Source organism: Streptococcus oralis, from assembly GCF_021497885.1.
Classification (GTDB): Bacteria; Bacillota; Bacilli; order Lactobacillales; family Streptococcaceae; genus Streptococcus; species Streptococcus oralis_BQ.
In genome coordinates this window covers 1025304-1050933 of sequence record NZ_CP046523.1, presented here as the reverse complement: position 1 = coordinate 1050933, position 25630 = coordinate 1025304, and the positions used below count along the sequence as shown (strand labels likewise).

Here is a 25630-nt window from a genome sequence, read left to right as displayed (position 1 = left end):
GAGTTGCGAAACATTACTAGAAAGAGATTTATTCCTATGACTCAGTTTACCACAGAATTGCTTAACTTCCTAGACCAAAAGCAAGATATTGATGAATTTTTTCGTTCTTCTCTTGAAACAGCTATGAATGACCTTCTTCAAGCAGAGTTATCAGCCTTTTTAGGGTATGAACCTTACGATAAAGTAGGCTATAATCCTGGGAATAGTCGTAATGAAACCTATTCACGGAAATTTGAAACCAAATATGGGACTGTTCAGTTGAGCATTCCAAGAGATTGTAATGGGAACTTTAGTCCAGCTTTGCTTCCCGCTTATGGATGTCGAGATGTCCACTTGTAAGAGATGGTTATTAAACTCTATCAAACCGGTGTAACGACTCGAGAAATTAGTGACATCATCGAGAGAATGTATGGTCATCACTATAGTCCTGCCACAATTTCTAATATCTCAAAAGCGACTCAGGAGAATGTCGCTGCTTTTCATGAGCGAAGCTTAGAAGCCAATTACTCTGTTTTATTTCTTGATGGAACCTATCTTCCCTTAAGACGTGGAACCGTTAGTAAAGAATGTATTTATATCGCACTTGGTATTACACCAGAAGGACAGAAGGCTGTTCTTGGATATGAAATCGCCCCAAATGAAAACAATGCTTCTTGGTCCACTCTGTTAGACAAGCTTCAAAACCAAGGACTCCAACAGGTTTCTCTTGTAGTGACCGATGGCTTCAAGGAGCTTGAGCAGATTATCAGTCAGGCTTACCCATTAGCTAAGCAACAACGTTGCTTAATTCATATTAGTCGAGATCTGGCTAGTAAGGTGAAGTGATCTGATTGGGCAGTTATTCTGGAGTAATTTAAAACAATTTATCGTGCTGAAAATTTAGAAATAGCAGTCCAAGCTTTAGAGGACTTTATCGCTGAATGGAAATCAAAGTATAGGAAAGTCATGGAAAGTCTGGAGAATACCGATAATCTTTTAACTTTTTATCACTTTCCCTACCAGATTTGGTACAGTATTTATTCGACAAACCTCATTGAGTCTCTCAATAAAGAAATCAAACGTCAAACGAAAAAGAAGGTTCTTTTTCCTAACGAGGAGGCTATGGAACGTTATTTAGTTACTCTGTTTGAAGATTATAATTTCAAGCAAAGTCAACGAATCCATAAAGAGTTTGGACAATGTTCTGACACACTTGAAAGCTTATTTGATTAACACTCCATAACTCTACTTGAGTGTTTACATAAAATTATTGACAGTATCTAATCAGTAAAAGGAAGTATAAATGATTAGGATTTATTGTTAATTATTGACAGTATCTGTTTGAAAATTAAAATATATAATTAAGGAGAAAATTGTGTTATTTTATTTAAGTTTATGTACTTTTCTAGGAATTAATTTAGTTTATATTATAAAAAAATTTTTTAACAAAACAGTTTTTATCCTAAGTCTTGCAATTTCATTTTGGATAATTTCTTTGCCAACATACTCTTGGATTGGTGAGGGAGAAATTGGTGCTATAATTTTGCGAAATTTAAGCGAAGTACTCCTTTCTTTACTAAATATTGCAAAATTTTTTGTTTTGGGACTTGATATTCGTGAATTACTAGGTAAATTTCCTATTAGTTATAATATAAATTATTTATATTTTTGGATAGTCATACTATACACTTTGGCATCTGCAACCACTTTGACAGTAGTTCTTTCTTATTTCAGTCAGTTTATTACAATTCTTAAAATTAGATATTTTCATACATCGAGTAATCATATTTTTCTGGGCTTATCAGATAATAATTTGAAAGTTGCCAATCAGCTTAATAAATTAACTCCTAAAGCGAAAATTATTTTTACTCCTATTGCAGGGGAATCTATATCTGTTCAGCCTTTTTTAAAATACGAAAATAATATTTCATCTCTTTTAAAACAATTAAGCAATGCAGAACAAAATAATTATTATATCTTGAATAAGGATGTTTCAAGCATTGAATCAGCTATCGACTTATTGAAAATATATGGTAATAAAATTACAAATGACTATGTATATGTACAAGATTCCTCAAAAGTCTTAGAAATGTATCTACAAAAACAGAAAAGGGAGGATAGTCAACTTAAAGTTAGATTAATAAACAGCCCTAGAACTACCATATATAACTATTTTTTTGAACACTCTAAATACTTGACAAGATTATTTAAAAATAAAGGGAAAATAATTATAATAGGTGACAATGAAATTTCAAAGGAGGCTATTAAATTGCTACTTTGGCTTGCTCAAATAGTAAGGTATGAGTTAGATTTACTCTTAATAACTTCTTCGTCGAAGCTAGAAGAAGACTTGAAATATGACATGCCAACTCTTTTCGATAACATTCAGTACGAAACCCCTCATTATTTTGAATTTAAAGTGTTACCAGAATTAACCCCAAGTTTTATTAATTCTTATTTGAAAGAATTTCAATCGTTTAATTATGTTTTTTTAATGCTTGATGATTTCACTAATTTGGAGATGGTAAATTATTTACAGAGAAATTTTGATTTTTCTTTTGGATTTTCCTTTACACTTTCATCACCATCTTTATATGATTTAAACAGTTTAGAGTATAATGACAATTTGATAGACTACTATCCATTTAGTGTACATTTTAATTCTGAATTAGAAAAAAAAGCTTTAAATCTTCATCAGAAATTTCAAAATCAATTCGTTGAAAAAAACTTCTTTAATAATCAATATAATTATTTTTCGTCTATGGCACGTGCTTTGGGTGAAAAATATGGTGAAAAGAAAAGGAATGATTATGATAATCTAGAGAAAGAGCATAATAGATGGTCTATGTTTCTGAAAACGGAAGGTTGGCGGTATAACAGTACAAAAAGTAATAGTATGAAACACCATCATTTATTAATTCCTTTTGAACAATTACCAGAACAAGAAAAATCTAAGGACTTAAACTAAGGAGACTAAAGAGTGGTAGAAAAACAAGAAACAAATACTTTTAGTAAACTTGCTAATCATGTTATTTTTAATTCTGTTACGGATAATCCTTACTATGGTGATGAACGGAAATTTTTTAAAATTAGAAAATTAGGAGAGCCATTTTACTCTACAAATATCCATCTTATACCTGGTGAAGAATATGAAGCAGAAATTTTTTTTCATAATAATGCAAATCCTATCTTAAATAAAAAAGAAAATAACTATATGGGGATTGCATTAGATGTAAAATTGAATGTTTGGCTACCTGCCACTATCAAGAAGGGGCAGACACTTTTGGCTAAGGCGACTATATCTGCAACTCATCCTAAACCACAGGTTGTTTTTTCAGAAGTTTATTTGAGTTCATTAGAAAGAACAGTTGCACTTAGATATAAAATGGACTCTGGAATATTTATAAATAACAGTAAGATTTCGGGACAACTAGTTTCTGGGACTATACTTGATGAAGGAATAAAGCTTGGATACGAAGATCTAAATGGGATTCTTCCTGGTGGACCAGATTATGCTGGGAAGGTTAGGTTTCAATTTAAGGTTGATTATCCAGACTTCAAGGTAGAAAGCCTAGTAGCTGAAGATAATTCAAATGATTTTTTTCCTGAAATAACCTCAATCTCAGATACATTTCGAATAGATGGAATATATAGAAATACAGGAAGCGTAATACAAAATAATGTAAATATCAAAGTAATTCTTCCTGATGAATTTGAATTAGTACCCGGAACGACTCGAATTACTTCAAGTCAAAATGAAATTGTCGATTTAGAATCAGAAAATTGGTTTCATTTAAGTGATAATATTTGTTCCTCTGGAATTAATATTGGTAATTATTCAAGTGGTTCTTGTGCAAGAGTAAGTTTCATTATACGAAAAAGAGATTTGATGATTTGTGGTTCATACAGTTTAATAGTACAATATATTACTGCTAATGGTGGTAAGTCAGATAGAGTGAATCTAAATATAGTGAAGAAGAGTAAGCCGATTGCCTATATAGGAGAAGAGCCATTTATATTTTTTAGCTACTCACGAACCAATAATACTTTAGCATTAGAAATAATTGAAAACTTACAAAAAAATGGTTACCGTGTTTGGTATGATGAAGGTATTTTACCATCTAGTGATTGGGCGGATCAGATTGCTTTAAAAATCGAGAAATGTAGTGGATTTCTTGCTCTTATTTCTGAAGAGTATCTAAAATCTAAGAATTGTATGGTTGAGTTGGCTTATTCTAAAGATTACTCCAATACTCCATTATTAGTTTATTTAGATAACGTGTCATTACCAAGAGGTCATAAACTATATTTTTCTGGTGTTCAAGCTCTTAATTTCTTTGAACACCGAGATATAGATTTATTATTACGTAAGGTTAATTCCTCTCCTAAGCTTTACAATTGTAAGTAGGATAAAAAATAATAAAGGATTACTCAAATAATAGCTTTCTTGTATTATGAACTTTGTATGGGAAATTATCGTAAATTTCAATTGATAGAATTAAAATCTATAGTTATACTATGTTGAAAGAACTTTAGATAACCAATTTAAGATAATGAAAGTATGGATTATAAATGAATAATGTTAGAGGACTTTGTGTCCTAGATGTTGATGGAACTCTGATAGAGGAAGAAGTTATTGATTTATTAGGGAAAGAGGCAGATTGTGAAGAAGAAGTAGTTTTGCTGACTTCCCAAGCTATGAAAGGGGAATTGGACTTTGAAACGAGTTTGAGAAAACGTGTTTCTCTTCTAAAAGGACTTTCTATAGATGTTTTCGATAAGATTCATCACAAATTACATTTTAGTAAAAATGCCACGCAATTTGTTAAAGTTCTTCAAGAAAATCAGATAGAAGTTGGTTTAGTATCAGGGGGATTTACCGATGTCGTAAAAAAATTAGCAAATGACTTAGGGATTCGTTTATTTACTGCTAATCAATTGGAAATCAGAGATGGGTATTTGACTGGAAATATTAAAGGTCCAGTTATTAGCAAAGAAGTTAAAGAATCGACTCTTCTAAAATGGGCTGATGAATTAGAGGTACCAATTGATAGAACAATTGCTATTGGAGATGGAGCTAATGATTTAGCAATGTTGAAGAGAGCTGGAATCGGCATTGGCTTCTGTGCCAAAGAAATCGTGAAAGAGGAAATTCCCCTTAAAATTGAAGATAGAGATTTAACAAAAGTATTGAATCTGATAGATTTCCTTTGATTAGAAAGATGAGTGTATGAAAATTGTTATAGCACCTGACTCTTTTAAGGAGAGTCTCCCTGCAAGTGAAGTAGCTAAAGCTATTAAACGAGGCCTTAAAAAGGCTCTGCCTGAATCGAAATGTTTGCTCTTACCTGTTGGCGATGGAGGGGAAGGAACAGTGGATGCCATTAAAAATTCACTTGGTCTTGTAGAAAAAACTGCTTTAGTGACAGGTCCCTTTGGAGATGAGATTCAAATGACTTATGTTCAAAAAGGAGAACTTGCTCTGTTCGAGGTGGCTGATCTAGTTGGGCTTGCTAAAATTCCTATTGAAAAACGAAATCCACTGAAGATTCAAACAAAGGGGATTGGTCAACTGATCCTATATTTAATCGAACAAGGAATGAAAGAAATCTATATAGGAGTTGGTGGGACATCCAGTAACGATGGAGGGATTGGGATTGCTGCAGGACTTGGTTACCAGTTATATGACAAAAATGGAGATGAACTTCTAGCTATTGGTCAGTCTTTGTTTGAAATTACTGATATTTCAAAGGAGAAAGTTATATCTATTCCTTCTGATGTGCATATTAAAATCTTAGCAGATGTGACCAATCCACTCTGTGGAACTCACGGTGCTACCTATACATTTGGAAAGCAAAAAGGATTAAACCCAGCTCAATTTCAAAAAGTTGATGATGCTATTGAAAACTTTTACCACAAAGTTGCACCTGAAGTGTTAAAATTGGATGGTGCTGGAGCAGGTGGCGGTATTGCAGCTGGCTTATGTGCTTTTGCTGGAGCAGAGATCGTATCTGGTATCCAAACTTGTTTGGATTTGATAAACTTTGATGAACAGGTTGTAGATGCAGATCTAGTTATTGTTGGTGAAGGTAGGTTAGATTCTCAAAGTTTATCTGGTAAGGCACCAATCGGAGTAGCAAAAAGAACACCAAATGGTGTTCCAGTTATTGCTATTTGTGGTAGTTTAGCTGAGGATTTACCTCCTTTACCATTTGAGAATATTATTGCCGCTTTTTCTATATTAGAAAAAAGTGAACCACTGGAAGACAGTCTAAAAAATGCAGCTATCTATTTAGAAGATACAGCTGCAAACATTGGTCAATTTTTAGCTTTGAAGAAAAATTAACCAAACCACTTTTTCCAAAGAGAAATAGGAGTTTTTTTCATCTCTTTTTCCTGCCACAAGTCTGAAAAGGCCTTTCTGAGGTCTTTTTCACTTGTTTGAACAGGGGCATCGCTATGGATAACTAGGCCAAAAGGAGAAGAGTTATGACCTTCAGAAACGATGGTCGCTTGGCAGTCAGCATCTTTGGATTGTTTTAGATAAAAAACTTGTTTATCAAACTCTACCTGAGGAGAAATTTTGACAAATAGAAGTTGAGTCTCTTTTTTTAGACTCTCTAAAATAGATACATAACCCTTTTGAAATTTATCATCATTAGCTGTTTCAAGGTCTGCATAGCCAAGGACACGTTCCTCGAAAGTTCCGAGAAAACATCTCTGTTCATCTGGATTTAGTTTAAGCCCACCATGAGCTTTTTCTAGGATTTGTTTTGATACATCAGTCATAAAAATAGTATATCATAAAATAAAGGAGAAAACAGATGAAAGAAAGCGATTACTTTATAAACTTAAGGAAAATTTGCACAAAGATAACGTTTTTTCTTGAAAAACGCTTATTTTTAAGGTATCATAGAGGTGTAAAAAATTTAACTCAAAGGAGAGTAAAAAATGTCAATTATTACTGATGTTTACGCTCGCGAAGTCCTAGACTCACGCGGTAACCCAACACTTGAAGTAGAAGTTTATACTGAATCAGGTGCTTTCGGACGTGGTATGGTTCCATCAGGAGCTTCTACTGGTGAACACGAAGCAGTTGAACTTCGCGACGGTGACAAATCTCGTTACGGTGGTCTTGGTACACAAAAAGCTGTTGACAACGTAAACAACATCATCGCTGAAGCTATCATCGGCTACGATGTACGTGACCAACAAGCTATCGACCGTGCTATGATCGCACTTGACGGTACTCCTAACAAAGGTAAATTGGGTGCAAACGCAATTCTTGGTGTGTCTATCGCTGTAGCTCGTGCTGCTGCTGACTACCTTGAAATCCCACTTTACAGCTACCTTGGTGGATTCAACACTAAAGTTCTTCCAACTCCAATGATGAACATCATCAACGGTGGTTCTCACTCTGACGCTCCAATCGCTTTCCAAGAATTCATGATCGTACCTGCTGGTGCACCATCATTCAAAGAAGCTCTTCGTTGGGGTGCTGAAATCTTCCACGCTCTTAAGAAAATCCTTAAATCACGTGGTTTGGAAACAGCCGTAGGTGACGAAGGTGGATTCGCTCCTCGTTTCGAAGGAACTGAAGACGGTGTTGAAACTATCCTTGCTGCAATCGAAGCTGCTGGATATGTTCCTGGTAAAGACGTATTTATCGGATTTGACTGTGCTTCATCAGAATTCTACGATAAAGAACGTAAAGTTTACGACTACACTAAATTCGAAGGTGAAGGAGCTGCTGTACGTACTGCTGCAGAACAAATCGACTACCTTGAAGAATTGGTAAACAAATACCCAATCATCACTATCGAAGATGGTATGGACGAAAACGACTGGGACGGTTGGAAAGCTCTTACTGAACGTCTTGGTGGTAAAGTTCAATTGGTTGGTGACGACTTCTTCGTAACAAACACTTCTTACCTTGAAAAAGGTATTGCAGAAGGTGCTGCTAACTCAATCCTTATCAAAGTTAACCAAATCGGTACTCTTACTGAAACATTCGACGCTATCGAAATGGCGAAAGAAGCTGGTTACACTGCCGTTGTATCACACCGTTCAGGTGAAACTGAAGATTCAACAATCGCTGACATCGCAGTTGCAACTAACGCAGGACAAATCAAGACTGGTTCACTTTCACGTACAGACCGTATCGCTAAATACAACCAATTGCTTCGTATTGAAGACCAACTTGGTGAAGTAGCTGAATACCGTGGATTGAAATCATTCTACAACCTTAAAAAATAAAATAGTTCAGTGAACTATTTTATCCCGAACCTTGAAATTCAAAAGTTCGGCCGTTGATTTAACAACGTTATAAGCCCCTCGGATTTTATCCGAAGGGCTTTTTTTCTGTTCAGGGGGCAAAAAGGGGACAGTGTTTATGGTATAATAGACAAAAACACTTGTATTAGGAAGAAATTATGTCTAAAGAGATTGATATTGAGTATTACCACCAGCTAGCTTTGCAAAAGCAGAAGGAGCACCGCAAAGTGTTAGCTAATCTAAAGAAAAAACCTCCTAAAAACTTAGATAAGATTGCCCAGCAGATCCACCAAGAAGTCTTTGCTGAGATTGATTGCACCGCTTGTGCTAACTGCTGCAAGACTTTGGGGCCCGACTTCAAAGAAGCAGATATTACCCGTATTGCTAAGTACTTTAAAATGAAATTACCAGCTTTTGAAGCGGAATTTCTGCAGGTGGATGAAGATGGGGATAAGGTTTTCAAATCCATGCCTTGCCCCTTTCTAGGAGGAGACAATCTCTGCTCCATCTATGATGTTCGTCCCAAGGCCTGCCGAGAATTTCCTCATACAGATCGTAAGAAGATCCATCAAATCAACCATTTGACGATTAAGAATACCTTGACCTGCCCTGCAGCTTATCTCTTTGTTGAAAAATTAAAGGATAAGTTATAGAAATTTACACCTTTAAATCTTGTACAAAGATTCTAGGGTGGAAGTATATGATATCTGATAGACTATAGATAGAATTGAACACGGCCTAAAGCTGTGTGAAAAAGATGAAATTTTCTCGGAGCAGGAGCCCCTCCGTCAATTTTCCAATTTTCACTTTGCTTTTAACGACCTTTGTATCTTGTGGAGGTAAGAAGAAACGAATATGATGCATCAATTCAATCAAACCATGGATTATTTGGAGGAGCAGCTGACTGGAGAAGTTGATATGAAAAGATTTCAGCAGCTATCTGGCTATTCTTATCCTCTCTTTAGCAGGCTATTTTCTATCTTGGCAGATATGACATTAGCAGAATATTTGCGCAATCGCAGGTTATCAGAAGCTGTGACAGACTTGCGGGAAAACTCTGACAAAATCATTGACATAGCAATGAAGTACGGCTACGAATCTGCGGATTCCTTCAGCGCAGCCTTCAAGAAATTCCATGGGGCAACACCCTCTGAAGTTCGAAATGGAAAACCTTATCGGGTTTTTCCTAGACTTCAATTATCCTTAAAGATTACAGGAGGAAAGAACATGGATATCAAGATTCAAAAGAAACCTTCTTTTACTGTGGCAGGCGTCCTATTGGAAGCTATTGACAATAGCAAATGCCCGTCTGCTTGGGAGCAACTCTATGCAACTCACAGTTTTGAAAGCCTAGAAGGTTTGGGTAGCGGCCAATCCCTTGGCGTCTGCTCGGATGTCAAAGAAGGTGAAATTATCGACTATATGGCTGCTTACGATGTGACGGATAAAGTAAAAGCAGAAGAATTGGGTTTATCAATCAAAGACATCTCTGAAGCTGAATATGCTATCGTACCAGTCAAGGGGGCTATACCAGCTAGCATCCACCATGCTTGGAAATACGTCTTAGAAGTCTTTTTCCCGGAAACTGGTTATCGCCATTCAGGAGCCCCAGACTTTGAAGTTTATTTCAAAGGAGATATGTCGTCCCCAGACTACCAAATGGAACTCTGGATACCAGTCATCAGGGACTAGATCATTTTCTGATTTTTTATAAAGATGCAAATCGAACTCTGTAGAAAGAATCTCTACAGAGTTTTTAATTGTTGACATTCATGTCTGTAAACAAACCATATTTTTTGTTTGGATTTTATGGGGCATGAGAATAGTTTTCTCGGTATACTAGTCCCATAGAAGATAAGGAGGCATGAATATGCAGATGTATTTTGGAGATGTGTCGCTTTGCTATAGCTATTCATTGGCAATGACACTGGATGGCTATGGCTACGACTTTAAAGCAGACTTTCTAGAGGCAATCATGGTGATGGGAAATGGCGCTAGTATCGTAAAGGAAGATGAGCAGCACCCTCTAGTATTCTTTGATAATGGAATGCCAGATCTTTCCATCTCTCATTCCTTAAAAATACTAGGTTTTGACTATGAGGATTTCTATCTAAAAGATGGAGCAGAAATTAATTTGGAAGAGATTAAAAGAAAGTTGGAAACCTTTCTGTCCAATGGACCTGTAGTACTGGGACCTCTTGATATGGGACATTTGACTTACAATCCCAATCACACAATCCTTTATGGTGTGGATCACTTTGTAACTGTGTATGCTCTTGATAGTCAGTATCTCTATTTGCATGATCCAGCTGGTTTTTCCTGTATGAAGGTTACTTTTAATGACATTTTAGAAGCTTGGAAGGCGGAGGCTATTAACTATAAGCGTGGAGCTTATTCCATGTGGGGAAATTTTAAGAAGGTCAAGAGTCCTAGTCAGACTGAAATCTATCAGGAAACAGCAAGGATTATGAAAAACCGATATCTGAATGGTCAAAACGGTGTTTTGGAATGTTATGCAAAAGCAGTTGCTGAGAACGGCTTAAATGCCGAGCAAAAACAATTGCATCAGTATTTCAGCTTCAAACTTGCAGCTGTTCGAAATCTCTATCTCAGTAAGTTCTTAAAAGATCATAATCCAGAAGGGGCAAGATTAAAAGAGGAATTAGCTACTCTATTTGGCCAGGCCCACCTTTCATGTTTAAAAGAAGATTATCAAGAACTAGCCCACTTGCTCTATCAGATAGCTGAAGTGGATGGTCGCTTTAGAGATTTATATGTAAAGTAGCAGGACTAGGGATGCTCTTAAACTTTAGAAATTAGCCAGTAAAAGCAGTTTTTCGTAAAATGAAGAACTGCTTTTTGATTATGGTATAATGAAGTAAGAAAATAGCTTATTCTAGTTGAAAATGAAGGGAGAACGCCTATGCCTAGACCAAGAACAAAAGAGGAATTAGTGCTAACCTCTAAGGAAAACTATGAAAAACTTAATCACTTTATATCTAAATTAAGTGAAGAGGAACTACAGACTCCTTTTGATTTTTCAAAAGACCAAAAGAAAAAAGAAGCTCACTGGAAAAGAGATAAAAATCTACGGGATGTCCTGATCCATCTCTATGAATGGCATCAGTTACTTTTGACCTGGGTTTATTCTAATCAAAAGGGACATGAACGACCTTTTCTCCCTGAGCCTTATAATTGGAAAACTTATGGGGAAATGAATGTCGCTATTTGGAAGAAGCACCAGAAAACGTCTTTAGAAGAAGCGACTAGGTTACTAGAGCAATCGCATAAAGAGGTTTTAGAGTTGATGGAAGGCTTTAGCAGTGACCAACTCTTTAACAAAGGTGTCTATAAGTGGACGGGAGGGACAAGTCTAGGTTCCTACTTTGTCAGTAGTATCTCCAGTCACTATGATTGGGCTATCAAAAAACTTAAAGCTCATCAGAAAAATTGTAAGACTAGCTAGTTGAAGTGCTTTAGTTCTCGTGATTTTTAAGCTCTTCTAGCTTTAGGATCCTTCAAAAATTAAAATTTAAAACCGTCATAGACTTAGAACAGCCCTAAAACATTTATTTTATAGCAATTCTAAGTTTAGAAATGCATTGATATTAAAGGGATTGAACTGTTCGATGCTTAGAATAGCTTGATTCTGAGAAATGTTAACTAGAAAATGATTCGAATAGCTTTTTTCTGATATAGGATGATAGATAGATGGGGGAAATGATGAGCATACAAAAAGAGAAAGTTAAAAAAGAGTTGGTGTCCCTCTGTTTGGGAGAGTTCACAGCCGTCCTATCTATTTGGTTTTGTTTTTTTCTTTTGAAAAATAGGCTTGGTGATGTGAATAGTCTAGTAACCATTCTCTATCCTCTGTCTTTACTGATATTTATTTTGCTTCAAGGTTCAATTTATTGGGCAATTTTGATTAGAAGGCTGTCGAAACCTCAGTTCGGAAGTGGAACTGTTCCCAAACTATATGGTTGTTTCAGAATACTAGACCTTGTTTTACTTATTTCAGGCTTTCCTTTTATAGTCTGGAACACACAGAGTGTTCGAGTGGCTATTATAGCCACACTAATACAGCTTTTTGCCCTTATCGAATGGATTAATTATTTCCTCGTACGCTTATCTTATAGTTTGAATCTACTTGTTTTATGGAAACGAATTGTTAAGGGAAAACTTGAAAAAAGCAGAATAGCCAAGGAGTTGGGGTAGGGGATAATGAATGTATGTTTTAGATACTATCAATATAAAACTTTATTTGACGTTAAATAATATTAAAAATGAATAGGAGAATATCTATGTCTGTAGGGTTAATGGTTGGTTATAATTGGTGGACTATAGGAGAAGGGAGTCTTTTTAATTCATTCTTTTCGACTATTTTCATTCGATTAGAGAATAATGAGTGGGGAAGTAGATACCCAGTAATAATGAATAAGCTTTACTGGGGAGATGTTCCTTTTGAATCTGTTGAAAGAGGAATAGCTGAGTTGGTATCTATCCAAGAGGAGTTGAAAAAATTTCTCCCTCAGGATGTTATATGGGATTTTGAAGATTTGTCACTCACTCCTCCTTGGGGAAATAATATCGCAGAGCATATAACAAATTTATCGCATTATTTCATAACGAGTTCCGGAAAAGATTTATTCGAAGTTTTGCTGACTAGTTTTAGATTTGCATTTGAGCACGGTCAAAATGTGAGTGTAAAAAGTATTTGAAACTCAATAAATCAAAGGTTCATTTATGCTATAATATTCTTAATGAAACTCAGAAAGGAAGCTCAATGTTCAATAAATTTCTACTCTTCGAAATTACTTAATGGAATAAATCAAATAGTTATAGAGAATGTGCAAAAATGAATGAAAAATTACTTTTCTATGTTATTACTCACCTCTAGTCAACCATTAAAAATACTGATTTGATTTTTGTGATGAAAGTCAGGATCTTCACCAGATTTGCTAGTCATGATGAGTTGATGGCATTGATTGGTTTTTACCACGATTGACATAATCGTTAGTTTTCTCAAATGGCTTAATTATTATTTTTGAAAGGTCTTTTATGGAAAAAATTCTATCTTTAGGTCTGACAGGTAGGAAATTACTTGCTCAGGGTTTCTTATTTGTTCTGCTAGGTCTTATCTTGATGGTTACGGGGACTTGGTTGCCAGTAACGGTTATTCGACTGGTTCTGTTTTTAGCTTGGATAGCAACGGTCTTAGATTTAGTATTACGTATTTTCAAAAAAAGTCAGTCAACGGACACCTTGGGAGTTGCACTGGTTAAATTGTTAGTGCTGGGATATTTGCTAGGCTCGAATCTTGCGACGGATGTGCCGATTTATATTTTGGCTCTTGTGATTGGAGTTTATCAGATTTTTCATGCTACTATCAACCTTGTCACCTATGTTCTCTACCGCAAAAACAAAATTCGACCTCGTTTTCGTCTCTTACTAGATGGACTCGTACTAGTTTTTCTTGGTGGGACTAGTCTTTTGTCCTCTACAGGAAATTCTGTCTTTCAACTCTTTGTATTAGGGGCTTATTTTTTCCTTTATGGTGTGTCCAATATCCGTGACGGTTTCTTGTTTGAGGAGGAAATTGGGAAAAACCATCTCAAACGTCGTGTAAGAATGAGCTTACCTATTGTCCTAGCCGCTCTCATCCCTGCAAGTACTTTAGCAAAAATCAATAAATTCATGCAGGAAAATGCTGATGAGAGAGAGGATATCCATCTTGGAATGGTGAAGTCTGGTAAGACAGCGGAGCTTGAAATTTTTGTTCATACAGCTGAGACCTCTCTGTTTTCGGCAATTGGTCATGTGGATATATGCTATCAAGGCCGTGTTATTTCTTATGGCAACTATGATCCGTCTTCTGAGATCTTATTTGGCATGGTAGGAGATGGTGTCTTATATTTCTGTGATCGTGACAAGTACATTGACCTATGTAAACGTGAGAGTCAAAAAACGCTTTTTGGTTATGGGATAGATTTGACGCCTGAAATGGAAAAAGCAGTTCAGAAAAAGTTGGCTGAATTGAAACAACTGACGATTCCATGGGAGCCAAGTGCAGATAAAATCATGACAGGTGATGGTAAGGAAGACTACACCTACGCTTATAAAATCAGACATGAGACAGATGGGGAACTTTATAAATTTATCAAATCTAAGTTTAAATCCTACTTTGTCTTATCTACAAACTGTGTGCTCTTGGCTGATACCATAGTCGGTCAGGCTGGCACCGATATCCTCTCACCCAAAGGATTTATCGCTCCAGGAACTTACCAAGCCTACCTTGATCGAGAGTTTGAAAAACCAAATAGTATAGTCGTATCTAAACATGTTTATTAAGGAGAATTTATGAACTTAGTTAAAAAATATACCCCGTTAATCCTTTTTATAGGGCTGGTTGCTCTTGTAATTCTGAATGCATCGAGCTTTATATCAGGAGCAATCTCTCTCTTTGATGTAACATCAACCTTGATTTATGGTGCTGTTATTGCTTTTGTGCTTAATGTTCCTATGAAAAAAATTGAACAGTTCCTAGTTAAAATGAAGGTAAAGGCAGAGTTGTGTCGTCCTATTGCCATGGTTCTTGTTTTCCTAGCTCTTATCTTGATCGTGATTGGTCTTTTGGTTTTGATACTGCCAACCCTATCTCAGACTATTAGTCAGCTGGGAACAGTCCTTTCAACTGTCCTCACTAAACTTGGGAAATTGCTAGACAGCTCGGAATTTGTAACCAAAGACATGTTGTCAACTATCGTATCAGGCATACAGGGAGAATCTAGTTCTATTAGCCAAGCTTTGATAGGTTTTTTATCAGGTCTGACTAGTAATATCGGCAATATTTTTTCAAGTTTGATGAATGCTTTCCTGATTATAGTCTTCACATTTTCATTTTTATCTAGTAAGGAACATTTGGCTGAGATGACGAGTCGACTTCTAAAAGTTTTACTTCCAGAGAAGGTGGTGATAAAGTTGACTTACGTTGGACAAGTAGCACTAGAGACTTATGACCAATTTTTGATGAGTCAGCTGATTGAAGCGGTTATAATAGGAGTTATGGTAGCGGTTGGCTATAGCCTATTTGGCCTACCTTATGGGGTAATGACAGGTATCTTTGCAGGAGTGCTATCGTTCATTCCTTATGTAGGGCCTATGATTGCTTGTGTTGTGGGAGCGATTTTTATCTTCACAGTGAGTCCTACTCAAGCCTTACTTTCCATTCTTCTATATCAAGTTATACAGCTGATTGAAGGAAACCTTATTTATCCTAGAGTTGTAGGTCAGTCTATTGGTTTGCCAGCTCTTTTCACACTTGCAGCAGCTAGTATCGGAGGCAATCTCTTTGGCTTACTTGGGATGATATTCTTTACACCGATATTTGCTGTTATCTATCGATTGGTTAAGGAATTTGTCGTTGCAAAGGAAAATCAGCTAGATAAAAAATAAATTTAATGAGACTTGTTAAATAAATTATCTGTGTGAAAGAAGAAAATAAAATAATTACTTGGACTTTGTCTCTTTTCCTGTTTTGAAGGTTCATGAGACTATTTTATCTCCTTAGAAAGGAAAACTTCAAATTGCCCTACAAATTTCTACTCTTCGACCTTGACCACACCTTGCTTGATTTTGATGCTGCTGAGGATGTGGCTTTGACGCAACTTCTAAAGGAAGAAGGAGTTGCGGACATTCAAGCCTATAAAGACTATTATGTTCCTATGAACAAGGCTCTCTGGAAGGAGTTGGAGCAAAAGAAAATCAGTAAACAAGAGCTGGTTAACACGCGCTTTTCTCGTCTATTTGCGCATTTTGGACAGGAAAAAGACGGTAGGTTACTTGCTCAGCGTTACCAATTTTACTTAGCCCAACAGGGACAAACTCTTTCGGGTGCTCATGAACTCTTGGACAGCCTCATCGAACGTGATTATGATTTGTATGCTGCGACAAATGGGATTACTGCCATCCAGACGGGTCGTCTGGCTCAATCAGGTCTGGCTCCCTATTTCAACCAAGTCTTTATCTCTGAGCAGTTGCAAACGCAAAAACCTGATGCACTATTCTATGAAAAAATTGGTCAACAGATTACTGGATTTTATAAAGAAAAGGCCCTGATGATTGGAGATTCTCTAACCGCCGACATTCAAGGTGGCAATAATGCTGGAATTGATACTATCTGGTACAACCCTCATCGCCTTGAAAATCACACACAAGTCCAGCCAACTTATGAAGTCCATTCTTACCAAGACTTGCTGGATTGTTTAGATAAACTGTAAAAAGTGGTTTAGATAGCCACTTTTTGCTATAATAGAGGCAGTAAAAATGAAGGAGTTGGCGATGCAACACTCATCATGGCATGCTTTGATTAAGGAGCAATTACCTGAAGGTTATTTTGGGAAAATCAATCAATTTATGGAACAGGTCTATGCTCAGGGAACTGTTTATCCACCTAAGGAAAAAGTTTTTCAGGCTCTCTTGACTACACCGCTTGAAGAAGTGAAGGTGGTGATTCTAGGGCAAGACCCCTATCACGGGCCAGGTCAAGCGCAGGGTTTGAGTTTTTCTGTACCTGACTCAATCCCAGCTCCGCCGTCCTTGCAAAACATTTTAAAAGAATTGTCAGATGATATCGGCGTTAAGAAATCTCATGATTTGACGTCTTGGGCTGAGCAGGGAGTCTTGCTTCTCAATGCTTGCTTGACGGTTCCTGCTGGGCAGGCCAATGGTCATGCTGGGCAGATATGGGAGCCATTTACAGATGCTGTGATTCGGGTTGTCAATAATCTAGACAGACCTGTAGTCTTTGTACTCTGGGGTGCTTATGCACGCAAGAAGAAGGCCTTGGTTACCAATCCTCACCACTTGGTTATCGAATCAGCCCATCCTAGTCCTTTATCGGTTTATAGAGGATTTTGGGGTTCCAAGCCTTTTTCCAAGGCCAATGCATTCTTAAAAGAGACAGGACAAGTGCCAATCGATTGGTTTAGATAAGGAGAGAATATGCCTCAGTTAGCGACGATTTGCTACATTGATAACGGAAAAGAACTGCTCATGCTCCATCGCAATAAGAAGCCCAACGATGTCCATGAAGGCAAATGGATTGGTGTGGGTGGAAAGCTAGAGCGAGGTGAGACTCCACAGGAATGTGCAGCGCGTGAAATCCTCGAAGAAACAGGGCTCAAAGCCAAGCCAGTACTTAAAGGTGTTATCACTTTTCCTGAATTTACGCCAGATTTAGACTGGTACACCTATGTTTTTAAGGTGACAGAGTTCGAGGGTGACTTGATTGACTGCAATGAGGGGACCTTAGAATGGGTTCCCTATGATGAAGTCTTAAGCAAGCCAACTTGGGAGGGTGATCACACCTTTGTTGAGTGGCTTTTAGAAGATAAACCTTTCTTTTCAGCAAAGTTTGTTTATGATGGGGATAAATTGTTGGATACCCAAGTTGATTTCTATGAATAAAGGAGAAAGCAGATGCTACTAATCAAAAATGGTCGTGTAATGGATCCCAAGTCTGGTTTGGATCAAGTGTGTGATGTTTTAGTGCAAGATGGGAAAATTGTCAAAATAGCTGCCGAAATCAAGGAAGAAGGAGCAGAGCTAATTGATGCTACGGGCCTTGTTGTTGCGCCTGGACTAGTCGATATCCATGTTCATTTCCGTGAACCTGGTCAAACTCATAAAGAAGACATTCATACTGGGGCCCTAGCAGCCGCTGCAGGTGGCTTTACAACCGTTGTCATGATGGCTAATACTAGTCCAACCATTTCGGACGTAGAGACTTTGAAAGAAGTTCTCCAGTCTGCTGCCAAGGAAAAGATTAACGTCAAGACAGTTGCGACTATTACCAAGAACTTTAATGGCCAAGACTTGACAGACTTTAAGGCTCTTTTAGAAGCTGGAGCCGTTGGTTTTTCAGATGATGGAATTCCGCTTGAAAGTAGTAAAGTGGTTAAGGAAGCAATGGTAGAAGCCAAAAAACTCAATACCTTTATCTGCCTTCATGAGGAAGATCCAGGTTTGAATGGAATTCTTGGCTTTAACGAAAACATCGCTAAAGAACATTTCCATATCTGTGGAGCGACAGGAGTGGCTGAGTACGCTATGATTGCGCGCGATGTTATGATTGCCTATGCAACCAAGGCCCATGTTCACATTCAGCATTTGTCTAAGGAAGAAAGTGTCAAGGTGGTGGAGTTTGCTCAAGGACTAGGTGCGCAGGTCACAGCAGAAGTAGCGCCACAGCATTTCTCTAAGACAGAAGCTCTTCTTTTAACTCAAGGAAGCAATGCCAAAATGAATCCTCCACTTCGTTTGGAGTCAGACCGTCGTGCCGTTATCGAAGGTCTCAAGTCAGGTGTTATCACAGTTATCGCAACGGACCACGCGCCTCACCATGCAGATGAGAAAAATGTTGAAGATATCACCAAAGCACCATCTGGTATGACAGGTTTGGAAACCTCTCTTTCTCTTGGTTTGACTTATTTGGTGGAAGCTGGTGAGTTGAGCTTGATGGAATTGCTAGAAAAAATGACTGTCAATCCAGCCAAGCTTTACAACTTTGAAGCAGGTTACTTGGCTGAGAATGGTCCAGCGGATATCACTATCTTTGACGCTAAGGCTGACCGCCTTGTGGACTCCCATTTTGCGTCAAAAGCAGCTAATTCCCCATTTATCGGTGAAACTTTAAAAGGGCAGGTTAAATATACCATCTGCAAGGGACAAATTGTCTACCAAAACTAGATGGGATTCTGCTCTAGAAACTATAAGAATAGAGAGCGTATATGTATCCAACCCATCAATTTAAAGACAAGTTTGTCTTATTTCTTAAGATATTTTTCCCTATTCTGATCTATCAATTTGCCAATTATTCTGCCTCTTTTGTTGATACAACCATGACTGGGCAGTACAATACCATGGACTTGGCGGGGGTGTCAACCGCAACGAGTCTATGGAATCCTTTCTTTACTTTTTTAACAGGGATTGTTTCGGCCATGGTTCCCATCATAGGCCATCATCTGGGACGGGGCAAAAAGGAAGAAGTAGCATCTGATTTTTACCAATTTATCTACTTGGCTTTCGGACTGTCTTTGGTCTTGCTTGGAATGGTAGTATTCTTAGCGCCACCTGTCTTAACCAACATCGGACTAGAAGCTCAAGTGGCGGCAGTTGCAGTTTCCTATCTTTGGTACCTGTCTATTGGAATTATTCCCTTGTTGCTGTTCAGTGTCATTCGCTCTTTGTTGGATTCTCTTGGATTGACCAAGCTATCTATGTACCTCATGCTCCTATTACTTCCGCTCAATAGTGGTTTTAACTATCTCTTGATATATGGAGCTTTCGGTTTCCCTGAGCTTGGTGGCGCAGGAGCAGGACTAGGAACTTCACTAGCCTATTGGGTTTTATTGGGGATTTCTATTCTTGTTTTATTCAAACAAGAAAGGTTAAAAGCGTTACATCTTGAAAAACGCATTCCACTAAATATAGATAAAATCAAGGAAGGTGTTCGATTAGGTCTACCAATCGGGGGAACCGTATTTGCTGAAGTAGCCATTTTCTCCGTGGTTGGACTAATCATGGCTAAGTTTTCATCGCTCATCATTGCCAGTCACCAGTCAGCTATGAATTTTTCGAGTCTCATGTATGCTTTTCCTATGAGTATTTCCTCTGCTATGGCGATTGTTGTGTCTTACGAGGTGGGGGCCAAACGTTTTGAGGATGCAAAAATCTATGCTCGTCTGGGGAGAGTAACCGCCCTTATTTTTGCAGGTCTTACCCTATCTTTTCTCTACATTTTTAGAGATCGTGTAGCAAGTCTATATGGGAATGACTCTCAGTTCATTGAAACAACTGCTGTATTTCTAACCTACAGTCTCTTTTTCCAGCTAGCTGATACCTTTGCGGCTCCGCTCCAAGGAATTTTAAGAGGGTATAAGGACACTATCGTTCCTTTCTATCTTGGCTTAATCGGATATTGGGGAGTAGCGATACCACTAGGATATCTACTAGATCAAGTAACTGACTTAGGGGCATTTGCCTACTGGATTGGGTTAATTGCCAGCTTGATTGTTTCTGGTTGTTTGTATCAATGGCGTCTGAAAACCGTAATGAAAAGATTGAGCTAATTTTTGGAAAATATCCTGAAAAAGCACTTTGTGAAAAAATACTCTAACTAGAGAGAATCCCTGTTTTAACAGGGGTTTATTTTTTTATATTGTGAATTTTTATTAGCCATATACTTTGACAGCGTATACTAAAAAAGGTAAAATAGTAAGGTAAGTACAAAGTTAGAAAGGCAAGATTATGTCAACTTTAGATAAGAATCTTTTGCTAGAGATGTTCCGTAAGATGGAAGAAATCCGTCGCATGGACTTAAAAATCGCTCAGTTAGTGAAAAAGGGGAAAGTTCCCGGTATGACTCACTTTTCTGTCGGAGAGGAAGCTGCTAACGTCGGAGCGATGCTGGCTCTTAATCCAGATGATCTGATTACCTCAAATCACCGTGGACACGGGCAAGCTATTGCTAAGGGGATTGACCTCAACGGAATGATGGCTGAAATCCTCGGGAAATACACTGGAACCTGTAAAGGAAAAGGTGGTTCTATGCACATCGCTGACCTGGATGCTGGGAACCTCGGTGCCAATGGTATCGTTGGTGGTGGTATGGGAATCGCTGTCGGTGCAGCCCTCAGTCAACAAATGCAAAACACTGGAAAAATCGTCGTTTGCTTCTTTGGAGATGGTGCGACCAACGAAGGTGTCTTCCACGAAGCAGTCAACATGGCTTCTATTTGGAACTTGCCAGTTGTTTTCTACTGCATTAACAACGGTTATGGGATCTCTGCGGATATCAAGAAAATGACCAATGTAGAGCATATCCATCAACGTAGTGCGGCATATGGAATTCCTGGAATGTTTATCGAAGATGGGAACAACGTCATCGATGTCTATGAAGGATTTAAGAAAGCTGTAGATCATGTTCGTGGTGGCAATGGCCCAGTCTTGATCGAAAGTGTAACCTATCGCTGGCTTGGCCACTCATCATCTGACCCTGGTAAATATCGTACTCGTGAAGAAGTGGAATTGTGGAAACAAAAAGACCCAATCGAAAACCTTCGCAAATACCTCATTGAAAACAATATTGCAAGTGCAGAAGAATTGGAAGAAATTCAAGCACAAGTCAAGGAAGCAGTAGAAGCTTCTGTTAAATTTGCTGAAGAAAGCCCATTCCCACCACTAGAATCAGCATTTGAAGATATTTACGCAGACTAAGGAGAAAGAGATAAAAATGGAAACAAAAACAATGTCGTTCCGTGACACCATTATCCTTGCTATGTCTGAGGAAATGCGTCGCGATGAAAATGTATTCTTGATGGGAGAAGACGTCGGTGTCTTTGGAGGAGACTTCGGAACTTCTGTTGGAATGCTCGAAGAATTTGGTCCAGAACGTGTTCGTGACTGTCCGATTTCTGAAGCTGCTATCTCAGGTGCAGCAGCAGGAGCAGCCATGACAGGACTTCGTCCAATCGTCGATATGACCTTCATGGACTTCTCGGTCATTGCCATGGACAATATCGTCAACCAAGCTGCTAAAACACGTTACATGTTTGGTGGGAAAGGTCAGGTTCCAATGACTGTCCGATGTGCAGCTGGTAACGGAGTTGGTTCTGCAGCTCAGCACTCTCAGTCTCTAGAGTCTTGGTTCACACACATCCCAGGTCTTAAGGTTGTAGCTCCAGGTACACCTGCTGACATGAAAGGACTTCTCAAGTCTTCTATCCGTGATAACAACCCTGTTATCATCCTTGAATACAAGTCAGAATTTAACCAAAAAGGGGAAGTGCCAGTTGATCCAGACTATACAATCCCACTTGGGGTTGGGGAAATCAAACGCGAAGGTACAGATGTAACAGTCGTTACTTATGGAAAAATGCTTCGCCGTGTGGTTCAAGCTGCTGAAGAATTAGCAGAAGAGGGAATTTCAGTTGAAATTGTGGACCCACGTACCCTCGTTCCACTTGATAAGGATATCATCATTAACTCAGTGAAGAAGACTGGTAAGGTCGTTCTGGTCAACGACGCCCACAAAACAAGTGGCTATATCGGAGAGATTTCAGCTATTATTTCAGAATCAGAAGCATTTGATTATCTAGACGCACCAATCCGCCGTTGCGCCGGAGAAGATGTGCCAATGCCTTACGCGCAAAACCTTGAAAATGCAATGATTCCAACAGTTGAAAGCATCAAAGATACAATCCGTAAGACATATAACAAAGAATAATACATAATATAAGTTATGTAAATAAAATAAAAAAGACGAGAAACTTTGTATCTTTTAGGTGCAGAACTCTTTTCGTCCTTAATATCTTAGTATAGAATTGGAGAGGTCATGGCTGATGACAAGCTAAGAGCGACTCCTGCGGCTAGAAAGTTAGCGGATGATCTAGGAATCAACCTCTACGACGTTTCTGGCTCAGGTGCAAACGGTCGTGTCCACAAAGAAGACGTGGAAACTTATAAAGACACAAACGTGGTTCGCATTTCGCCACTTGCAAAACGAATTGCCCTTGAACATAACATTGCTTGGCAGGAAATCCAAGGAACAGGTCACCGTGGTAAGATCATGAAGAAGGACGTTTTGGCCTTGCTTCCTGAAAATATCGAAAACGACACCATCAAGTCTCCTGCTCAAATCGAAAAAGTGGAAGAAGTTCCAGACAATATCACTCCTTATGGTGAGATTGAGCGTATCCCGATGACGCCAATGCGTAAGGTTATCGCCCAACGTATGGTTGAATCCTACCTAACTGCGCCAACCTTCACGCTCAACTATGATGTCGATATGTCAGAAATGTTGGCTCTTCGTAAGAAGGTTCTTGAGCCGATTATGGAAGCAACTGGTAAGAAAGTAACGGTTACAGATCTTCTTTCACTCGCTGTTGTAAAGACCTTAATGAAACACCCTTACATCAATGCTTCATTGACTGAAGATGGCAAGACCATTATCACTCATAACTATGTCAACCTTGCGATGGCGGTTGGGATGGATAACGGCCTAATGACACCTGTTGTCTATAATGCTGAAAAAATGAGCTTGTCAGAGTTGGTTGTAGCCTTTAAGGATGTGATTGGTCGTACCTTGGATGGTAAATTAGCTCCAAGCGAACTCCAAAATTCAACCTTCACAATAAGTAACTTGGGAATGTTTGGTGTTCAGTCCTTTGGTCCGATTATTAACCAACCAAACTCAGCAATCCTCGGGGTTAGCTCAACAGTTGAGAAACCTGTTGTTGTCAATGGTGAGATTGTGATTCGCCCTATCATGAGTCTAGGATTAACTATTGACCACCGTGTCGTAGATGGTATGGCTGGTGCTAAGTTTATGAAAGACTTAAAAGCCTTGATTGAGAATCCAATTTCAATGTTGGTTTAAAAAATACAGTATTTATTTTTAGAGATATAGATAAAGGAAGTAAGACATGGCCTTAGAAGTAATTATGCCAAAAGCCGGCGTGGATATGACAGAAGGACAAATCGTCCAATGGAATAAGAAAGTCGGTGAATTTGTAAAAGAGGGAGAAATCCTTTTGGAAATCATGACTGATAAAGTCAGCATGGAATTGGAAGCCGAAGAAGATGGATACTTGATTGCCATCCTCAAAGGAGATGGTGAAACTGTCCCTGTAACGGAAGTCATCGGTTACCTTGGTGAAGAAGGAGAAAACATCCCAACAGCTGGTGCTGTAGCGCCAGAAGCTAGCCCAGTGCCCGCAGCTAGTGCCTCAAATGACGATGGCAAGAGCGATGATGCCTTTGATATCGTTGTGATTGGTGGAGGTCCTGCTGGATACGTGGCTGCCATTAAAGCTGCCCAACTCGGTGGTAAGGTTGCCCTTGTTGAGAAATCTGAACTCGGTGGAACCTGCTTGAACCGTGGCTGTATCCCAACTAAGACCTACCTTCACAACGCTGAAATTATCGAAAACATCGGTCATGCAGCAAACCGTGGTATCGTCATCGAAAATCCAAACTTCACTGTTGATATGGACAAACTTTTAGAAACAAAATCTAAAGTTGTTAATACCTTGGTAGGTGGTGTTGCAGGTCTTCTTCGTAGTTACGGAGTTACTGTTCATAAGGGTGTTGGTACTATTACTAAAGACAAGAATGTCTTGGTAAATGGTTCTGAATTGCTTGAAACCAAGAAAATTATCCTTGCTGGTGGTTCAAAAGTCAGCAAGATTAACGTTCCTGGTATGGAATCTCCACTTGTGATGACCAGCGATGACATTCTTGAAATGAACGAAGTTCCAGAGAGCCTCGTAATCATCGGTGGTGGAGTTGTCGGTATCGAACTCGGTCAGGCCTTCATGACATTTGGTTCAAAAGTAACTGTTATCGAAATGATGGATCGTATCGTTCCAGCTATGGATGCGGAAGTGTCTAAGAATCTTCGCTTGATTTTGGAACGCAAAGGTATGACTATCCTAACAGGTACAAAATTGCAAGAAATCATCGAGGAAAATGGTCAACTTCGTATCAAGGTTGAAGGAAAAGACGATGTCATCGCAAGCAAAGCTCTTCTTTCAATCGGTCGTGTGCCAGACCTTGAAGGTATTGGTGATGTTGAGTTTGAATTGGATCGTGGACGTATCAAGGTCAATGAATACATGGAAACTTCTGTTCCAGGCATTTACGCACCAGGTGACATCAACGGTACGAAGATGTTGGCTCACGCAGCCTTCCGTATGGGGGAAGTTGCTGCTGAAAATGCCCTTAAAGGAAATCATGCTGTTGCCAAATTGAACTTGACTCCTGCAGCAATCTACACTCTTCCTGAAGTAGCAGCAGTAGGTTTGACTGAAGAACAAGCCCGTGAGAAATACGATGTTGCTATCGGTAAATTCAACTTTGCTGCAAACGGTCGTGCCATTGCATCTGATGCTGCTCAAGGTTTCGTAAAAGTTATCGCTGATAAGAAATACGGGGAAATCCTTGGTGTGCACATCATTGGTCCTGCAGCCGCAGAACTGATTAACGAGGCATCAAGCATTATCGAAATGGAAATCACTGTTGAGGAAATGTTGAAGACTATCCATGGACACCCAACTTACTCTGAAGTGATGTACGAAGCATTTGCGGATGTTCTAGGAATGGCTATCCATTCACCTAAGAAAAAATAAATAAGTTTTTCAACTAAATTTTCTTAAAGTAGTACGGACGGCAGCCACCTCTATTAGAGTTCCATGCCTAAAAATTGAGTCTCTTGTCTCAATTTTTCCGAGAAATGTAACGATAACACGTTACATTTCTTTTTACCACTTTAGAAAATTTGATTGCTATGAACAGAATTTAAAAACTAAATTTTTGGAAA

Annotated in this window: 23 protein-coding genes and 1 pseudogene; 23 read left to right on the top strand and 1 reads right to left on the bottom strand. The window is 38.5% G+C overall.

The genetic code is table 11. The features are described from left to right. The first annotated feature begins 36 nt into the window (after positions 1-36). The 5 genes and pseudogenes from GOM48_RS05340 to GOM48_RS05320 all read left to right on the top strand — a co-directional run bounded on the left by GOM48_RS05340 (position 37) and on the right by GOM48_RS05320 (position 6325). A pseudogene (locus tag GOM48_RS05340) lies at positions 37-1212 on the top strand (IS256 family transposase). 142 nt (positions 1213-1354) lie between these two features. Beyond that, complete coding sequence (locus tag GOM48_RS05335) at positions 1355-2947, top strand: RyR domain-containing protein (RefSeq protein ID WP_235096350.1); 1593 nt, start codon at positions 1355-1357, stop codon at positions 2945-2947. 12 nt (positions 2948-2959) lie between these two features. Further along, the gene (locus tag GOM48_RS05330; protein WP_235096349.1) at positions 2960-4387 is read left to right on the top strand and encodes a toll/interleukin-1 receptor domain-containing protein; all 1428 of its coding nucleotides are present in this window, start codon (positions 2960-2962) and stop codon (positions 4385-4387) included. A gap of 164 nt (positions 4388-4551) precedes the next feature. Next, a complete protein-coding gene (gene serB / locus GOM48_RS05325) occupies positions 4552-5193 on the top strand; it encodes a phosphoserine phosphatase SerB (RefSeq protein ID WP_235096348.1) in 642 nt (213 codons plus the stop codon). A gap of 16 nt (positions 5194-5209) precedes the next feature. Then, complete coding sequence (locus tag GOM48_RS05320) at positions 5210-6325, top strand: glycerate kinase (protein WP_235096347.1); 1116 nt, start codon at positions 5210-5212, stop codon at positions 6323-6325. Here GOM48_RS05320 and GOM48_RS05315 read toward each other — a convergent pair. Next, complete coding sequence (locus tag GOM48_RS05315; protein ID WP_235096346.1) at positions 6322-6768, bottom strand: DUF1694 domain-containing protein; 447 nt, start codon at positions 6766-6768, stop codon at positions 6322-6324. The two genes, GOM48_RS05320 and GOM48_RS05315, sit on opposite strands and share 4 nt — an antisense overlap. Positions 6769-6930: 162 nt before the next feature. Between GOM48_RS05315 and eno the strand changes: the two genes are divergently transcribed. From eno to lpdA, 18 genes are all read left to right on the top strand, one after another. Beyond that, entirely contained in the window at positions 6931-8235 is a 1305-nt protein-coding gene (gene eno, locus GOM48_RS05310; protein WP_000022821.1) for a surface-displayed alpha-enolase, read from the top strand. A 176-nt stretch (positions 8236-8411) separates the two neighbouring features. Then, a complete protein-coding gene (locus GOM48_RS05305; RefSeq protein WP_000031476.1) occupies positions 8412-8906 on the top strand; it encodes a YkgJ family cysteine cluster protein in 495 nt (164 codons plus the stop codon). A gap of 202 nt (positions 8907-9108) precedes the next feature. Beyond that, on the top strand, positions 9109-9945 hold the full coding sequence (locus tag GOM48_RS05300; protein ID WP_235096345.1) for an AraC family transcriptional regulator: 837 nt from the start codon (positions 9109-9111) through the stop codon (positions 9943-9945). A gap of 178 nt (positions 9946-10123) precedes the next feature. Further along, complete coding sequence (locus GOM48_RS05295; protein ID WP_235096344.1) at positions 10124-11038, top strand: peptidase; 915 nt, start codon at positions 10124-10126, stop codon at positions 11036-11038. Between the two features lie 138 nt (positions 11039-11176). Further along, positions 11177-11719 (top strand): ClbS/DfsB family four-helix bundle protein, encoded by a 543-nt coding sequence (locus GOM48_RS05290; RefSeq protein ID WP_235096343.1) that lies wholly within the window; start codon positions 11177-11179, stop codon positions 11717-11719. A gap of 245 nt (positions 11720-11964) precedes the next feature. Beyond that, positions 11965-12468, top strand: a complete 504-nt coding sequence (locus GOM48_RS05285) for a hypothetical protein (RefSeq protein ID WP_235096342.1) — start codon at positions 11965-11967, stop codon at positions 12466-12468. 86 nt (positions 12469-12554) lie between these two features. After that, positions 12555-12971, top strand: a complete 417-nt coding sequence (locus GOM48_RS05280) for an immunity 70 family protein (RefSeq protein ID WP_235096341.1) — start codon at positions 12555-12557, stop codon at positions 12969-12971. Between the two features lie 340 nt (positions 12972-13311). After that, the gene (locus GOM48_RS05275; protein WP_000411457.1) at positions 13312-14601 is read left to right on the top strand and encodes a hypothetical protein; all 1290 of its coding nucleotides are present in this window, start codon (positions 13312-13314) and stop codon (positions 14599-14601) included. Positions 14602-14610: 9 nt separating this feature from the next. After that, the gene (locus tag GOM48_RS05270; RefSeq protein ID WP_001055022.1) at positions 14611-15705 is read left to right on the top strand and encodes an AI-2E family transporter; all 1095 of its coding nucleotides are present in this window, start codon (positions 14611-14613) and stop codon (positions 15703-15705) included. 131 nt (positions 15706-15836) lie between these two features. Next, positions 15837-16529 carry a YjjG family noncanonical pyrimidine nucleotidase gene (locus GOM48_RS05265; protein ID WP_001146400.1) on the top strand — a complete coding sequence of 231 codons (693 nt, stop codon included), beginning with the start codon at positions 15837-15839 and terminating at the stop codon, positions 16527-16529. Positions 16530-16590: 61 nt separating this feature from the next. Beyond that, on the top strand, positions 16591-17244 hold the full coding sequence (locus tag GOM48_RS05260; protein ID WP_001164853.1) for a uracil-DNA glycosylase: 654 nt from the start codon (positions 16591-16593) through the stop codon (positions 17242-17244). A gap of 9 nt (positions 17245-17253) precedes the next feature. After that, entirely contained in the window at positions 17254-17718 is a 465-nt protein-coding gene (locus GOM48_RS05255) for an NUDIX hydrolase (protein WP_001135768.1), read from the top strand. A 12-nt stretch (positions 17719-17730) separates the two neighbouring features. Then, the gene (locus tag GOM48_RS05250) at positions 17731-18999 is read left to right on the top strand and encodes a dihydroorotase (RefSeq protein ID WP_000924511.1); all 1269 of its coding nucleotides are present in this window, start codon (positions 17731-17733) and stop codon (positions 18997-18999) included. A gap of 41 nt (positions 19000-19040) precedes the next feature. After that, complete coding sequence (locus GOM48_RS05245; protein ID WP_000283627.1) at positions 19041-20381, top strand: MATE family efflux transporter; 1341 nt, start codon at positions 19041-19043, stop codon at positions 20379-20381. A 178-nt stretch (positions 20382-20559) separates the two neighbouring features. Next, a complete protein-coding gene (locus tag GOM48_RS05240; protein WP_000105373.1) occupies positions 20560-21528 on the top strand; it encodes a thiamine pyrophosphate-dependent dehydrogenase E1 component subunit alpha in 969 nt (322 codons plus the stop codon). A 16-nt stretch (positions 21529-21544) separates the two neighbouring features. Further along, on the top strand, positions 21545-22537 hold the full coding sequence (locus GOM48_RS05235) for an alpha-ketoacid dehydrogenase subunit beta (RefSeq protein WP_008808674.1): 993 nt from the start codon (positions 21545-21547) through the stop codon (positions 22535-22537). A gap of 108 nt (positions 22538-22645) precedes the next feature. Then, positions 22646-23689: a dihydrolipoamide acetyltransferase gene (locus GOM48_RS05230; protein ID WP_235096340.1), complete on the top strand. Its 1044-nt coding sequence runs from the start codon at positions 22646-22648 to the stop codon at positions 23687-23689. 46 nt (positions 23690-23735) lie between these two features. Continuing rightward, entirely contained in the window at positions 23736-25439 is a 1704-nt protein-coding gene (gene lpdA, locus GOM48_RS05225; protein ID WP_265324765.1) for a dihydrolipoyl dehydrogenase, read from the top strand. The last annotated feature ends 191 nt before the right edge of the window (positions 25440-25630 follow it).

What these genes read in the sequence shown, in the direction of transcription:
- GOM48_RS05235 (WP_008808674.1), top strand. Translation starts at nt 21,545, where the DNA reads ATGGAAACAAAAACAATGTCGTTCCGTGACACCATTATCCTTGCTATG.
- GOM48_RS05250 (WP_000924511.1), top strand. Translation starts at nt 17,731, where the DNA reads ATGCTACTAATCAAAAATGGTCGTGTAATGGATCCCAAGTCTGGTTTG.
- GOM48_RS05255 (WP_001135768.1), top strand. Translation starts at nt 17,254, where the DNA reads ATGCCTCAGTTAGCGACGATTTGCTACATTGATAACGGAAAAGAACTG.
- GOM48_RS05320 (WP_235096347.1), top strand. Translation starts at nt 5,210, where the DNA reads ATGAAAATTGTTATAGCACCTGACTCTTTTAAGGAGAGTCTCCCTGCA.
- GOM48_RS05285 (WP_235096342.1), top strand. Translation starts at nt 11,965, where the DNA reads ATGGGGGAAATGATGAGCATACAAAAAGAGAAAGTTAAAAAAGAGTTG.
- GOM48_RS05260 (WP_001164853.1), top strand. Translation starts at nt 16,591, where the DNA reads ATGCAACACTCATCATGGCATGCTTTGATTAAGGAGCAATTACCTGAA.
- GOM48_RS05290 (WP_235096343.1), top strand. Translation starts at nt 11,177, where the DNA reads ATGCCTAGACCAAGAACAAAAGAGGAATTAGTGCTAACCTCTAAGGAA.
- GOM48_RS05295 (WP_235096344.1), top strand. Translation starts at nt 10,124, where the DNA reads ATGCAGATGTATTTTGGAGATGTGTCGCTTTGCTATAGCTATTCATTG.
- GOM48_RS05270 (WP_001055022.1), top strand. Translation starts at nt 14,611, where the DNA reads ATGAACTTAGTTAAAAAATATACCCCGTTAATCCTTTTTATAGGGCTG.
- eno (WP_000022821.1), top strand. Translation starts at nt 6,931, where the DNA reads ATGTCAATTATTACTGATGTTTACGCTCGCGAAGTCCTAGACTCACGC.
- GOM48_RS05230 (WP_235096340.1), top strand. Translation starts at nt 22,646, where the DNA reads ATGGCTGATGACAAGCTAAGAGCGACTCCTGCGGCTAGAAAGTTAGCG.
- lpdA (WP_265324765.1), top strand. Translation starts at nt 23,736, where the DNA reads ATGGCCTTAGAAGTAATTATGCCAAAAGCCGGCGTGGATATGACAGAA.
- GOM48_RS05280 (WP_235096341.1), top strand. Translation starts at nt 12,555, where the DNA reads ATGTCTGTAGGGTTAATGGTTGGTTATAATTGGTGGACTATAGGAGAA.
- serB (WP_235096348.1), top strand. Translation starts at nt 4,552, where the DNA reads ATGAATAATGTTAGAGGACTTTGTGTCCTAGATGTTGATGGAACTCTG.
- GOM48_RS05245 (WP_000283627.1), top strand. Translation starts at nt 19,041, where the DNA reads ATGTATCCAACCCATCAATTTAAAGACAAGTTTGTCTTATTTCTTAAG.
- GOM48_RS05300 (WP_235096345.1), top strand. Translation starts at nt 9,109, where the DNA reads ATGATGCATCAATTCAATCAAACCATGGATTATTTGGAGGAGCAGCTG.
- GOM48_RS05275 (WP_000411457.1), top strand. Translation starts at nt 13,312, where the DNA reads ATGGAAAAAATTCTATCTTTAGGTCTGACAGGTAGGAAATTACTTGCT.
- GOM48_RS05315 (WP_235096346.1), bottom strand. Translation starts at nt 6,768, where the DNA reads ATGACTGATGTATCAAAACAAATCCTAGAAAAAGCTCATGGTGGGCTT.
- GOM48_RS05305 (WP_000031476.1), top strand. Translation starts at nt 8,412, where the DNA reads ATGTCTAAAGAGATTGATATTGAGTATTACCACCAGCTAGCTTTGCAA.
- GOM48_RS05240 (WP_000105373.1), top strand. Translation starts at nt 20,560, where the DNA reads ATGTCAACTTTAGATAAGAATCTTTTGCTAGAGATGTTCCGTAAGATG.